We start from the raw sequence: 14,036 nt of genomic DNA on the forward strand, positions 1-14,036 counted from the left end.
GATAATGGAAAACTCTTGTAGTACCCTCTACATTCGGCACAAATATATAATCACCTTCCTATGTAATGGAAACGAACATACAATCAATATATATTCTGCAATCCAATTGAAAATACTGTTTCATTTCAGTAATGACCATACAAAAAGACTAACTTATTTTTAAGTTAGTCTTTTCCCCTTAATTAGAGTTAAGTTCTACTTTCTCTAACCCTTCAGCCAATTGTTTCTTATCTAGTCCTTCTCCTATTACTACTAAGTTTGTCGGGAAACCGAAGTCTTGTTCTAATAAAGTTGGTACTCCGAACGAATATTGGAATAGGTGAGGGTATTTATCTCCATGGAATTTCACAAAACCTTTCACTCGATAAATACTATCTGGTAAATTCGAAAGCCATTCATATAATTTGTCTTGATCAATCGGTTTCGTAAATTGATATGTCATTGTTTGTATATGTAAATGCTGTTTGACATGTAGTGTCTCGTGTTCCTCATCATTTGGAAATTCTGCTTCTTCTATATCTTTTAAAGATATATTACAATACTTTGTCTCATACATTTTCGCATGATCATTTATTGCCTTTACTTCTTCAAATACTGTATTCTTATCTTCATCTGTTAGTAAATCTGCTTTATTAACAAGAATGTGACTACCAAATTTCAGTTGCTCATGCAATAGCTGTTGTACATTTGCACTTAATATACTTCGATTTAACCACCTTACTGCATCTAAAACGACTACAATTGATTTCACTTCCAGAAAAGGAGCTAAAATTGGCGAGACACACGCGTCTAACACTTCAATTGGATGCGCAACACCTGTCGTTTCTATATAAATTACATCTGGTCTTTCTTGTTGGTATAACGAATGTAATTGTATTTCAAGCTCTTCTTTTAACGTACAACAAATACATCCTTTAAGAAGTTCTCTTAAAACATTCTCTTTTCCAATAATATCTGTATCTACTGAGTATTCACCAATTTCATTCATTAATACTGCAACTTTTCTATTCTTCTTTTTCTCTGCTAACAATAAATTTTGTAATAATGTTGATTTTCCACTACCTAAAAAACCACCTAATATATGAATCTCCACTTTATTCATTCAACCGACCATCCATTTCTTTACTTCAAATGTATTCAAAGCGTAATAATTACGATTTATATTTATCATTTTATTAAAAGAATGACCTTTTGTAAATATAAGAGATTCACTGTTCATTTACTTCATATGCAACTCTAACTCCAGACTCAATTGCCCCTTGCATCCATCCATGTGTTAATGTCGTATGCTCTCCTGCAAAATGTACTTTTCCAGATGGTGGTGTAATATACGGAAATAACTCGAGCTCTTGGCCTGGTTCGAAAGCTGTAAATGCACCGCAAGAATACGGATTTTTACTCCAGCTAAAAGATGTTCCAGTGACAAACTCACTATAGACGATGTCACCGTATATTTCCGCTAAATTTTTTAATGCGTAACGAATACGATCTCTTTGCGGGAGACTATCCCATGTTAACGCCTCATCTGCCCACGTATAACTTGCTATAACGATAGCTGGTCCTGGAGTATGAATGCCATAACTCGGATAGTATGTAAACCGTATCGGTAAATCAGTAATAGATTTACCGCCACACTGTCCCGCTTTCTCCCAAAATCTACTTTTAAACTCTATTGCAATTTTAGTTGCAGCAATATAATTTAATTCACGAATTGCTCTTTTTTTAAAATAAGAGAATAAATAGTATGGCTGAACTTCTACAAATCTTAACGCTGAAAATGGAATTGTAATAATAGCAAAATCACTTGTTATTGTAAATTGCTCTAACGTTTGTTCATGATTTCCTTGTAACATTACTTTATTATCTTCTTGTATAATTTTATCAACCTTATACGGCATTAAAATATGTTCCCTTAATTGTGGTAAGAATGCATTCGATAACTTATCCATTCCACCAGTTATTTCATAATATTTCGTTGTTGAAGTAAAGAAAATCATTTCACGTAATACTTCAATTAAGGACATTCCCATATAAGCTTCCATATCAAGAAGTACCCCAATCATATCTATCGCACCATCTGAATAATACTCCATTAAAAATGAACCAAGCGAATACGTTTTATACTTTTTTTCAACGATAAGCCAGTTTTTATCAGGATCCTTCTTAATGTAATTTAGTATTGGTTCTAATACTTCAATCATTAGCTCTTCTGCCGTTTTTCCTCTTTCTTTATCCAAAACCGGATATTCAAGTACACTTGGATCATTTTCAAACACATTCAATCTCGTTTGAATGTTATTCGTATAAATGATATCTGCAAAAGTTTTATTTATAAAAAGGTTTAAAGGTAGTTTAAATTTATGAATATACGCTAAGGTTAACTTATGGGTGTCAGGGATTCTCATCGGGCCCGCATTAAAATATAAACCCACACTAAATGGTTCCCGAATCGTATACACTCTGCCACCTATTCTGTTATTTGCTTCTATAATCGTTACTTCGTGCCCAGCCTCTTTTAATAAAGAACCTGCAACTAATCCAGAAATCCCTGCACCTGCAATCGTAATCCGTTTTGGGTTATTCTTTTTAACAAGCCCTGCATGAATAATATGAAGCATTTCTTCCATTGCTAATGGATTCCCCATGCCATTTCCCCTTTTACAAAGGATTTTACTGAATTATATTCGGTTCACTGAATTCCTATGTTTTGTTCGCTGATTTGCACGGATACATTTTCAAATACTTGAATATCTTTTATAAAATGTAATAAACTAGATATGACTCTATAGAAGTAAGACGTATTATCTTACATAATAAAATCAATGAAATTGCGAGGAATTTTGAAATGAAAAAAGGTATTAACCGTGTTGTATTAGTAGGAACAGGAGCAGTTGGATGTAGTTATGCTTACTGCATGATTAACCAGGCTGTAGCTGAAGAATTTGTTTTAGTCGATGTAAATGAGGCAAAAGCTGAAGGGGAAGCAATGGACTTAAGTCATGCTGTTCCATTCGCACCAGCTCCAACTAGAGTATGGAAAGGCAGCTACGAAGATTGTAAAGATGCTGACCTTGTAGTTATTACAGCTGGATTACCACAAAAACCAGGCGAAACACGTTTAGATTTAGTTGAGAAAAACGCTAAAATCTTCAAACAAATCGTTCGCAGTATTATGGATAGCGGATTTGATGGCATCTTCTTAATCGCAACAAACCCTGTAGATATTTTAACTTACGTAACTTGGAAAGAATCTGGTTTACCGAAAGAACGTGTAATCGGTTCTGGTACAACGCTTGATTCTGCTCGTTTCCGCTATATGTTAGGTGAGTACTTCGATATTGGTCCACACAACATTCACGCTTATATTATCGGAGAACACGGCGATACTGAACTTCCAGTTTGGAGCCATGTTTCCGTTGGTATCCAAAAACTACAAACACTGCTTGAAAAAGACAACACGTATAATCAAGAAGATTTAGACAAAATTTTCATAAACGTCCGTGATGCAGCTTACCATATTATTGAGCGTAAAGGCGCAACTTATTATGGTATCGGTATGTCACTTCTACGTGTTACAAAAGCAATTTTAAACGACGAAAATAGTGTATTAACTGTATCAGCTTACTTAGAAGGTCAATACGGTCAAAAAGATGTTTATATCGGGGTACCTGCTGTTTTAAATCGCGGCGGTGTTCGTGAAATTTTAGAGGTTGAATTAAGTGAAGATGAAGAATTAAAATTCGACCACTCTGTTCAAGTATTGAAAGAAACAATGGCTCCGGTTCTTTAATTAAGATAAAAAGCAATCCAATTTATTTTGGATTGCTTTTTATTTTCATTATCTCCTATGACTTTTTAGTGATTTTCTATCATTTCTTATTTTTTAGTCGCATCCTCATTATTTATATCAAGTACATCTAATAAAAAGATAAAGATTGGTATCCCGATAATAAGCCCCCATATTCCGAGGAAATGCTCTGAGAAGATAAGAATCATAAATGTGTAGAATATTGGTAAATTTGTTTTTGCAGACATAAACTTCGGATTTAAAAAATAACTTTCAAGAGCATGGATTACTGTTATGAATACGAGTATGTATACTACGTACATAACTCCGCCTACGTTGTAAGCAATGATACAAAGTGGAAACAAAGAAATAATCACACCTGCAACAGGAATCAACCCTAGTAAGAAAATCATAACAGCTAATACAAGTAGCTGTGGAAATCCTAAAACGATTAATGCAATGACAGTAAGAATACAATTTACAATGGCAATTAAAAACTGAGCCTCAATTACTTTGCCGAACGATCTTGCAAATCTTTCACCAAAATATGCAATTTCCTCATAAAAGATTTTTAACTTACTATCTTTAAACTTAGATGTAAATGTAATAATACGCTCTTTTTCTAATAAGAAAAATAAGCTTAAAATTAGAGATAATAATATTTGTAAACTTACCTTCCCTATATTTGCTATTGATTGATATATGACGTCTACACCTTGTTCTATATATTTTGATACTTCCATCCCATTAATTGTCGAAAGTGCATATTTAACGATTTCATTATCAGGTGGATTTTGAAAAAACAGTTTAAATTGATAAATTAATTGTGAAATTTGTATCGTCAGCACAGGTAAATATTTATATAATGTTGTGCCTATAAAGGAAACTAGTATTATATATAAACATGCAATAACAATTTTCCGGTTTACTTTCAATTTTCTTGAAATAAAACGTTGAAATCGATCCATTAAAAACGTCAGTATAAACGTAATTAATATTAAATTAATCATACTTTTTAATGCGTATAATACAAGCGCTACTATTATTAAAACGAGAAACCGTTGAAACCCTCTACTTCGAAAAAAACTCTTTACTTCATTCATTAAGAATTAACCTCCCCCTTCAATGGATGGAAATTGAATATATTACATTTTATGAACTCCTATAGACAATCTTTCTTACTAATTGAGAAGAATCCTTTTTTTCTTTTCATATTGTTAGATTCGTTTAACTGGAATCCACCAACATAATTTCGGTGGATTCCAGTTATTTTTCATATAATCTTTTATAAACTAGGTGATTTTCTATTTTTAGACTGCTGTTCATACGCATATCCAATATTGAAAAGCTCTTTTTCACCAAACTGTTTCCCTACAAACACTACACCGATTGGTTCTCCATTTTTATCATATCCAGCAGGAACCGCTAATTCCGGATAACCAGCTACAGCTGATAGAAGGACTTCATCGTTATTAATCATAACTAGAGCATCCAAACCTTTTTCTACTAAATACCTATCTAGCTCTTTTCTTGCATTTTCTTGACTCGTTTGCACTACGTTTTCAAACTCTTCTTTCGTTATAGCAGATTTTTCAGACCCTTCAATTAATGTTTGTCCGTATTTTATTCGTCTTTTACTATCCTTTTTATTAAACGCTATAATCTCTTCTAACGATTTTACCGGTACATTCTTTTGCTGTGAAAGATAGTCGTTTACATTATGCTTGAACTCATATTCTAATGTTTGCAAATTATCTACACCCTCAGCACTTAACTGGATATTATCAGTTAATATCGCACCTGCATCTTGAAGGTCTTTTCTAATTTTTTCTGCTACTGCTTTTCTATTTTCATCTTGTTGGTCTACAGAAAAAAGAAGCCCTATCTTTTTCCCTTTTAATCCATCTATTGATAAATCCTTTGTATAATCAATCCTTTCTTTATCTTTCATTTTTTCTGTCATAATATCTTTTTCATCATAACCTATCATTGCATTAAATAGCGTTGCTGCATCTTTTACTGTTCTTGCCATAGGTCCTGCTGTATCAAGAGTTTCAGCTAATGGAATAATTCCTGTTCTACTTACCATACCTAAAGATGGACGTAACCCAACTACTGATTGCTGCGCCGCTGGTGCAACAATCGATCCCGTCGTTTCTGTTCCAATTGCAAGCGGCGCAAAATCTGCTGCAACTACTGTAGCAGATCCTGAACTTGATCCTGAAGTATCGAATGTAATCGGACCGTACGGATTTAAATTTTGTCCTTTCTTCCCGCTATACCCGCTTGGCATTGTAAAAGATAAATAGTTCGCCCACTCAGACATATTCGCTTTTCCTAAAACAAATGCTCCTTCTTCTTTCAACTGCTTCACAATTGTTGCGTCTTGATCTGCAATCCAATCTTTTAATACATAAGTTCCTGCACTAGTCGGCATCACTTTTTCCGTCTGTACATTATCTTTTACAACGACAGGAATACCATATAAATTCGACTTTTTGTTTCTCCCCCGCTCTTGATCTAACTTTCTTGCTTCTTCCATCGCATTAGGATTTATCTCTGTAACAGAATTTAATGTTATTCCATTTTGATCATGTTCTTGTATTCTAAAGAGATAAATACTCGTTAATTCTTCATATGACAACTTTCCATCATCAATCATTTTTTGAAGCTCATCTATAGTCGCATTTACGACTTCTTTTTCTTTTATCTTTACATTTTCTATATTGATTCCTTTAAGCTGATTATGTATCGGTTGTAGCACTCTTTCTTTATCATATACAATACGCTCAGGTTCCTTTGGAAAATAATTTTTATACACGTAATATCCGCCGGCACACGCTAATAAGACAATGCCTCCAGTGATAGACAGCGTTACCTTTACCCATTTCTTCATGTTGCTTCCTCCACTCTATAAGATGCTTAGCTATACAAAAAAGAGAGTTACCTTTTACTTAACTCTCTCCAATCAAAATGCTAAATGAAAAAATGAAAGATTTCAATCTAATTACTTCTTTTTTTGCATTTGCTTTGCTAACATTTCTTTCACTTGATTATACGTTAATCCTGAATTTTTATTTAAACGCTTTACTTCCTCAACATCAGTACCTACCACTGTATATTTTTTCTCATCATTCATTTTTCTAATTCCCTTCTCACCGTATTATTTCTTATATTTCTTCCCTAAATGCGCATAAATTAACACCACTACAAAAAAGGAAGCTGTTTTTTAGCACAGCTTCCTTCTCGTTACATATTGTATTTCTTAATAAAATTTCACTACATCTTCAGTAGGCAAGAACGTTCTTTCTGCTGGTTGTTCGTTTGGTTCACCAAATGGCATTTGACCTACTAAGCTCCACTCTGCCGGAATGTTCCAAGTTTCTTTCACTTCAGCATCTACGATTGGGTTGTAATGTTGTAATGACGCCCCAATTCCTTCAGCAGATAATAGCATCCACACAGTATGTTGTAACATCGCATTTCCTTGATGAGACCAGAATGGGAACTGATCTTTGTATAATGGAGCATTTTCTTGCATTTTTTCTACAGTTGCTTGATCTTCAAAGAATAGAACTGTTCCTACACCTGCATGGAAGCCTTTTAGTCTTTCTACAGTCGCTTCAAAGTTTTCTGCTGGTACGCGTGCTCTTAGTGTTTCTTTAACGATATCCCAAAACTTTTCATGCTCTCCATCCATTAATACAACCATACGACCACTTTGCATATTGAAAGATGTTGGTGCGTGTAAAGCTGTTTTTAACACTTCTTCAATTCTTTCTTTTGTAATTGCATCATTTTTTGTTACTTTACGAATTGAACGGCGGTTCACGATTGCTTCTTTTAAGTTTGTTGTAGTTGCTGACATTTTAATTCCTCCAAATGTTTGTTTTATAATTTATTTTGTTATTTCATAACAAGCGAATTAGCAATATCCATCGGTATTACATTGCATACCTTCAAATGAATTTGTTTTATCCTTTTCAATTTCTTTATCAATGACCCTTTCTAGTGTTTCTTTACTAGCAAGCCCTTGAATGACTTCATCTCCAATCATGACAGTTGGAACAGCCATAATATTCGCTTCATCATATGCGTGTTGAATTGCTTCTTGATGCTTTTCTTTATATTTACGAGTTACTAAAGCATCTTTAAATTCCGCCTCAGGAAGTCCTATTTCTACCGCTAATTTTGTTAACACATCAATATCTTCAATGTTTTGCTCTTCTTGGAAAAATGCTGTGAATACGCGGTGATGATACTCATTACCTAGTCCACGTTCTTTTGCAAATTGACATCCTTCGAAAGCTAAATGTGTATATGGATGTGGTGAAACACGTGGCAAGCGCATATCAATTCCTAACTTCTTCGCTGTCGGAAGAATGAAAGCATCCCATGAACCTAATTTTTCTGGTTCATTCCATGGATCTATTTTTGAATATGGACTTGGACGTAATTCAAATGGCATCCATTCAATCTCTACATCTTTCTCTTTCGCTACCTCATCTAATGGACCTTTTGCTAAAAAACAAAACGGACATATAAAATCTGAGTATACTTTCATTTTTACAGTCATAACTTTTACACCTTACCTTATCGTTGTAATCAAACCAGTTACATTGATGATAAAAAAATATAAATATTATTTAAACATTCATTTTTTCTTGCAAAGTTTCAAACAACTGCCCCATCGTAATATTTCTCAAAACTTCTTCCATCGCGGATTGCGCTTGAATTAAAATAATTTCTAACACCGCTTGAATATTCGCCCCAATTGGACAATCTGGATTCGGTTGCTCGTGAATATGAAATAGCTTGTCTTCTTCGACTACGTTCACTGCATGATACACATCTAACAATGTGATTTCATGTAAATCCTTTAGTAATCCCGCGCCACCCGGTCCACGATTTACGTAAACAAAGCCAGATTGTTTCAAGTACGACATCATTTTACGAATGACTACCGGATTCGTATTTACACTTTCAGCCATATAGTCTGAAGTACAAAGTGAAGATGGATTGTTTTTCAAAATAGATAAAATATGAACAGCTATGGAAAAGCGGCTACTAATTTTCATCGTAATCACCACCTCGATGTAATCATTATAGTTACAACTAAAAAATAAGTCAATCCTTTTCATAGATTTTTTATAAGCAAATTAAAAAGTGCCCCATTATGATATATGAGACACCCCTTTTTATTCTGCAAATAGCGCTTGAAATTCTTCAATAAATAGCTGTACAGCGATTGAAGAATCCTTTAATGAAGGAACAGCTAAAGCAATTTCTCTCCATACTTGCGGTTCCAATTCTCTCGTTTGCACATTATGTGGTAAATTCGTTAAAGATAATTCAGCTAATATTGCAATGCCTAATCCTTCTTGAATCATATTTAAAGCTGTAGTAACGGTAGAAATTACATACTCAGCCCGAAGTGGTACGTTGGCTTGTTTAAACATATCAATGATGGGTGGTTCGTATCCGCCCTTACATAATATGATCGGTTCATTCTCCAAATCACGAATTGTAATAGAGTCCTTCTTACAAAGAGGATGATCCTCTCTTAAGATAGCAACCATTTTCCCCTTCGTTAACGGGACAATCTCCATCTCTTTATTAGGCAAAATAACAATTCCTATATCAACAACCCTCGATATTAACCAATCTTCAACTTCTTTAATTGTTCCTTCGCAAAGAACGACCTCTAAGCTCGGATACTTCTCCTTAAAATGGTTTATCATTTTCGGTAAGAAATGTGCAGAAGCACTCGGAAAACTCCCAATTCGAATCGTCCCCACTTCGTGTCCTTTCTCCATCGCAACTTCTTGTTCAATCTTCGCTACACCGTTCAAAATCTCTCTAATATGTACAAGAATCCTATTTCCTACATCCGTAACGAGTAGCCCTTTTCGTTTATCACGTATAAGAATAGTAACTCCTAACTCTGACTCAATACTTGAAATCGCATGACTAGCAGCTGGCTGCGTCATATTTAACACCCTGGCAGCCTTCGTAAAACTACCTAAATCAACAGTTTTTATTAATACTTGCAGTTGTGTAATGGTCATAACTAATCACTTATACTCCTCATAAAAAAGATTCATTTTATTTATTACAGTCGATATCATATCATAGTGAAATGAATAACAACAAGGAGGTCTTTCAGTGACACAGCTTTCTCGAACTAAGACGGCCATCATCCTTACCTTTCTCGTTTTCATGTGGGGAATCAATTGGCCTTTATCAAAGTTTGCCCTGCATTATACACCACCTGTTTTATTTGCAGGCGTTCGAACTTTAATTGGAGGATTCATTTTACTTCTGTTCGCATTACCGAAATACAAAGAGTTACATTTAAAAGAAACGTGGCATTTATACGTTATTTCTTCCTTACTTAACATCATTATATTTTACGGATTACAAACTGTCGGCCTTCAATATATGCCTGCTGGTCTATTTTCCGCTATCGTATTTTTACAACCTGTTTTACTTGGTATTTTCTCATGGATATGGCTTGAAGAAGCAATGTACGGTTTAAAAATTTTCGGGCTTGTACTCGGATTTATTGGTGTAGGTGTTATTAGCTCTAGTAGTTTAACTGGACATATTTCTGTCATTGGCATTCTTCTTGCATTAGGATGTGCGATTGGCTGGGCACTTGGAACAGTATTTATTAAGAAAACTGGTCACCGTGTGAATGCCATTTGGATGGTAACAATTCAGCTTCTTATTGGTGGTCTTTGTTTAATCGGATTTGGCTCAGAATTTGAAAGTTGGTCTAGTATTGCTTGGAGTATGCCATTTGTTAGTGTACTACTCTTTATTTCATTCTTTGTTATTGCAATGGGGTGGCTTGCATACTTCACACTCGTTGGAGCTGGTGAAGCGAGTAAAGTAGGGGCTTATACATTCCTTATTCCCCTTATCGCTATTATTGTAAGTTCAATCTTCTTACATGAAGCCATTACAATGAGCTTATTTATTGGCCTATTATTTATTGTTGTGAGCATTTGTTTTGTAAATATAAAACCGAAAACACTTGCTGTAAGGCAGCAGGTTGAAGTGAAATAAATATGAGAAAGAGCCTACTATTTGTAGACTCTTTTTTATATCTTATTTTTTACGACGCACTACAAAAACACACGCACCTACCGAAGATACAATTGCCAAAATAGATAAAACAATCGCTATCAATTGCATATTACTAGTACCTTCATTCTTTTCTACATTAGATACTTCACCATGTTCTCCTGTTAATGACGTACCTTTTGCAATTGTAGTAAGTGAATGCGGTTTTTCAGCTTTCTCATCGCCTGTCCATTCAACAATTTCTCCGTCTTTATATTGTTGATATGCATCCCAAGCTATTTTTTGTTCTTTATCCGGATTTTTAGCGACGAAAGTAAATCGTTGGAACTGACCGGGTAAAATCCCTTCTCCTATTGCTTCCCATACTACAGTTTTCACTTTTCCGGCATTATCTTTTTGCTCTTCCATTTTCCACCCTGGCACTGGTTCATACTGTTGGAATTCCACACCAGACGGTATTTTCAGTGTAACTTTTGTTGTTGCTATATTCTTTTCAACTGGTACTTTTATCGTGTAAGTCTCCCAAGAACCGATGTCAGAAGTTGCTGGCTTCACAGTAACGTGCGCACTAACAGGTAACGAAAACATTCCCATTGCAATTACTGTTGCGATCATTGTTGTTCCTAATTTTTTTATGCGTTTCATTTTCAATTAGCTCCTTTTTATCTATACCTACTCTTTATCCCGCTATTCGCCGGGTAGCCCAATTGATGAGGGCTGCTTAAAGTTTCACTTTATCTGCCACCTACAATAAATTTATAATCCGTATCGAAGCTATCAAGCGATTTCGTTAATCCATGTACTTGTATATTCCAGTTTCCTGTCATGTTAATATACATACCTTCTGCTTCATATTCTCCCGGTGAAACTGCCGAAACTTTAAATGATCCTTTTCCCATATTCATATCTAACGATTGAGTCGTTAATATAATTTGTTCCATATCAGTAACGGGTTGTCCGTTCTCATCATTTAAAGTAATATGGAATATATTTTGTCCTACTCTATTAGGACTTACATTTAGCGTCATTTCATATCCATTATCTAATTGTTTACTCTCTGTAAAAGGTCCAGTAGGAGGCATCGGTGGTGTTTGTACGTTTGTCATAAAAGCTACGATTACGAAAATGATAATTCCAATGATAAACTCTACTTTCACCGTAGCACCTAATCCTTGCTTCGCTCGCATTCTCCCTTTCATATAATGAATAATTCCCAATATCCCCATGAAAATGAATAAAAGTATCTTTGTTAATAAAGCCAATCCATACTTCGTATCAAATAACGAGTGGATTGTTGGAATAAAAAATGTACTGTTAAAAAGGCCTGTTATTAAAATCACGATAACAGCACCTGTTGCCCACGGTGAAAAACGCTTAATCATATCCCAATACATATGCCACTTGTTATCCTCTTTACGTAAAAGAAGAATAATAGATGATAAACCACCAACCCATAATGAAGCTGCGAATAAATGTAGAAAATCCATAACGACAGCAATGTCTTTAAACTTTAAACCGTATGCGTGACTATTAAAGGCTTTCATAACAAGTAACCCTATAAACAATAGTATTGGAATACTCCATACTTTAAACGACGAAAACTTCTCATGCTTCACCGCAAAATACGTAACAATTATAAGCGTACTAATGAGAACCATTTGAGTAATCCATACATAACCAAAAACAGAAAGCTGTAATGTTTCTTTTAATAGTAAAGGATTGAATGCTTCTAGCCATGAAACATCAGCATTTATTTTCGCTTGCAATGGTAGGTTGAATAACAAGCTATTAAATATCCCAAATAAGGAGATCCATATTATGTTCTTACTCCTTGATCGAACCGAGGTTGCATTCCCTTTATACATAATAAGATTAAAGAAGAGAACTCCTAAAAATAGCGAGAAACTCGCATATAAAATTCCACGTTCCATAATCATATCGATTTGCGGGACATACCCCATCTCTTCCACTTGTACATCGTCTGTTCCCGCTTCTGCTAATCCAATACGGAATGGAATAACCCCTTGAATTGGATGTCCATCAGCTGAAATAGCTTTCCACTGAATAGAGTAGAGACCATTTTTGAGGTTTTCTTTTAATCCGGCTTCTAATAGTTTTTTATTTTTTTTATCAATATGAGCATCTTTTAAATCGACCCTTTTACCTGATGTATCTCTCACGTACAATGTATTAAAACGTGAAACTTGTATGTCCTCATCGAATTCAATTTTTACAACAGATGGTGCTCTCTTCAACGTTTCATTTTCCATAGGGTTTGATTTCACAACGTACGCATGAGCAGATGCACTTTTCGGTATCAATATGATAAGCACACATGCAAGTAATAACCATGTCCCTAATCTTCTCATTACTTTCACACTCATTTCACTTCTTTCTTCCTCATTGCTCTATTTTCATTCCTTTAACTTCCAAAGTTTGATTCTCCATAGAAATATTAACCTGATTAAATATAAATTTCTATAAAGTATAACTCTTTATTTCTCTTCCACCTCTAAACTTCCAATATAATAGTAACTATTATGATAGATACAACTTACATTTTTAAAGCCGATTGTTATTATATCATAAAATATATTTATGTAAGTTATCAAAGAAGAAAAGTTATCGTGAATCATTTGTGAAGAAAATGTGAAATACATAAATAAAAAGGTATTACGTTATTACGTAACACCTTTAAAAAAATATCCCTCTCCTATTTCTCTTCCGGATAATCACAATACTCGATAATCGTTCCTTCAGTATCCGCTGGGTTAAGATAAATTAACCTTCTACCGTGCTTATTAATGCGTAGTGTATGCTCTAATGTCCGAATACCTTGTTCTTTTAACTCTTCTAGAGCCACATCTAAATCATCGACACGATACGCAACGTGATGAACACCTTTACCTTTTTGTTTAATAAAACGGGCAATTGGAGATGTCGTATTATTCGTCGGTGCAAGTAATTCAATTCTATCTCCAGCCACTTCAAGAATGGCTACTTCACTTTCCACACCAGGAGCTTCACTTACGTAACGATCTATTAATTCTCCTGATAGAACCTGTTCATAAAAACGTATCGTACTATCTATATCACGAACTGCGATTCCGATATGATCAATTGTTTTTTTCATTTTATTTCCCCTACTACTTTATTTTTT

At 34.5% G+C, this 14,036-nt stretch carries 14 protein-coding genes; 2 read left to right on the forward strand and 12 right to left on the reverse strand.

Annotation, left to right across the window (positions count from 1 at the left end):
• Window positions 1–178 precede the first annotated feature (178 nt).
• Both GBN91_RS06310 and GBN91_RS06320 read right to left on the reverse strand, forming a co-directional pair.
• On the reverse strand, window positions 179–1,102 hold the full coding sequence (locus GBN91_RS06310; protein ID WP_001044939.1) for a CobW family GTP-binding protein: 924 nt from the start codon (window positions 1,100–1,102) through the stop codon (window positions 179–181).
• A gap of 106 nt (window positions 1,103–1,208) precedes the next feature.
• The gene (locus GBN91_RS06320) at window positions 1,209–2,645 is read right to left on the reverse strand and encodes a flavin monoamine oxidase family protein (RefSeq protein WP_000528002.1); all 1,437 of its coding nucleotides are present in this window, start codon (window positions 2,643–2,645) and stop codon (window positions 1,209–1,211) included.
• 200 nt (window positions 2,646–2,845) lie between these two features.
• On the opposite strand from GBN91_RS06320, the gene GBN91_RS06325 reads away from it, so the two are divergent.
• The gene (locus GBN91_RS06325) at window positions 2,846–3,790 is read left to right on the forward strand and encodes an L-lactate dehydrogenase (RefSeq protein WP_000715321.1); all 945 of its coding nucleotides are present in this window, start codon (window positions 2,846–2,848) and stop codon (window positions 3,788–3,790) included.
• Between the two features lie 86 nt (window positions 3,791–3,876).
• Here GBN91_RS06325 and GBN91_RS06330 read toward each other — a convergent pair whose 3' ends face one another.
• The 7 genes from GBN91_RS06330 to GBN91_RS06355 form a co-directional block, all read right to left on the reverse strand.
• A complete protein-coding gene (locus GBN91_RS06330; RefSeq protein ID WP_006922064.1) occupies window positions 3,877–4,890 on the reverse strand; it encodes an AI-2E family transporter in 1,014 nt (337 codons plus the stop codon).
• Window positions 4,891–5,072: 182 nt separating this feature from the next.
• The gene (locus GBN91_RS06335; protein ID WP_152121328.1) at window positions 5,073–6,683 is read right to left on the reverse strand and encodes an amidase family protein; all 1,611 of its coding nucleotides are present in this window, start codon (window positions 6,681–6,683) and stop codon (window positions 5,073–5,075) included.
• A 111-nt stretch (window positions 6,684–6,794) separates the two neighbouring features.
• A complete protein-coding gene (locus GBN91_RS29420; RefSeq protein WP_000997344.1) occupies window positions 6,795–6,926 on the reverse strand; it encodes a hypothetical protein in 132 nt (43 codons plus the stop codon).
• Window positions 6,927–7,052: 126 nt separating this feature from the next.
• Window positions 7,053–7,655 (reverse strand): nitroreductase family protein, encoded by a 603-nt coding sequence (locus GBN91_RS06340; RefSeq protein ID WP_001277021.1) that lies wholly within the window; start codon window positions 7,653–7,655, stop codon window positions 7,053–7,055.
• A 57-nt stretch (window positions 7,656–7,712) separates the two neighbouring features.
• Window positions 7,713–8,363 (reverse strand): DsbA family oxidoreductase, encoded by a 651-nt coding sequence (locus GBN91_RS06345; protein WP_006922059.1) that lies wholly within the window; start codon window positions 8,361–8,363, stop codon window positions 7,713–7,715.
• Window positions 8,364–8,433: 70 nt separating this feature from the next.
• Window positions 8,434–8,865 (reverse strand): Rrf2 family transcriptional regulator, encoded by a 432-nt coding sequence (locus tag GBN91_RS06350; RefSeq protein ID WP_152121329.1) that lies wholly within the window; start codon window positions 8,863–8,865, stop codon window positions 8,434–8,436.
• Between the two features lie 120 nt (window positions 8,866–8,985).
• Window positions 8,986–9,855, reverse strand: coding sequence for a LysR family transcriptional regulator (locus tag GBN91_RS06355; protein WP_152121330.1), 870 nt, complete (start codon window positions 9,853–9,855; stop codon window positions 8,986–8,988).
• 97 nt (window positions 9,856–9,952) lie between these two features.
• On the opposite strand from GBN91_RS06355, the gene GBN91_RS06360 reads away from it, so the two are divergent.
• Entirely contained in the window at window positions 9,953–10,858 is a 906-nt protein-coding gene (locus GBN91_RS06360) for a DMT family transporter (RefSeq protein ID WP_000192791.1), read from the forward strand.
• Window positions 10,859–10,900: 42 nt separating this feature from the next.
• Here the strand turns inward: GBN91_RS06360 and GBN91_RS06365 are convergent, their stop codons facing one another.
• The 3 genes from GBN91_RS06365 to GBN91_RS06375 all read right to left on the reverse strand — a co-directional run bounded on the left by GBN91_RS06365 (window position 10,901) and on the right by GBN91_RS06375 (window position 14,009).
• Window positions 10,901–11,521 carry a YcnI family copper-binding membrane protein gene (locus tag GBN91_RS06365; RefSeq protein ID WP_000821416.1) on the reverse strand — a complete coding sequence of 207 codons (621 nt, stop codon included), beginning with the start codon at window positions 11,519–11,521 and terminating at the stop codon, window positions 10,901–10,903.
• 89 nt (window positions 11,522–11,610) lie between these two features.
• A complete protein-coding gene (locus tag GBN91_RS06370) occupies window positions 11,611–13,260 on the reverse strand; it encodes a copper resistance CopC/CopD family protein (RefSeq protein WP_149215513.1) in 1,650 nt (549 codons plus the stop codon).
• A gap of 329 nt (window positions 13,261–13,589) precedes the next feature.
• Window positions 13,590–14,009, reverse strand: a complete 420-nt coding sequence (locus GBN91_RS06375) for a VOC family protein (protein WP_000750854.1) — start codon at window positions 14,007–14,009, stop codon at window positions 13,590–13,592.
• Window positions 14,010–14,036 lie beyond the last annotated feature (27 nt).

This window comes from Bacillus sp. B1-WWTP-T-0.5-Post-4 (assembly GCF_009183795.1).
GTDB classification, from domain to species: domain Bacteria; phylum Bacillota; class Bacilli; order Bacillales; family Bacillaceae_G; genus Bacillus_A; species Bacillus_A cereus.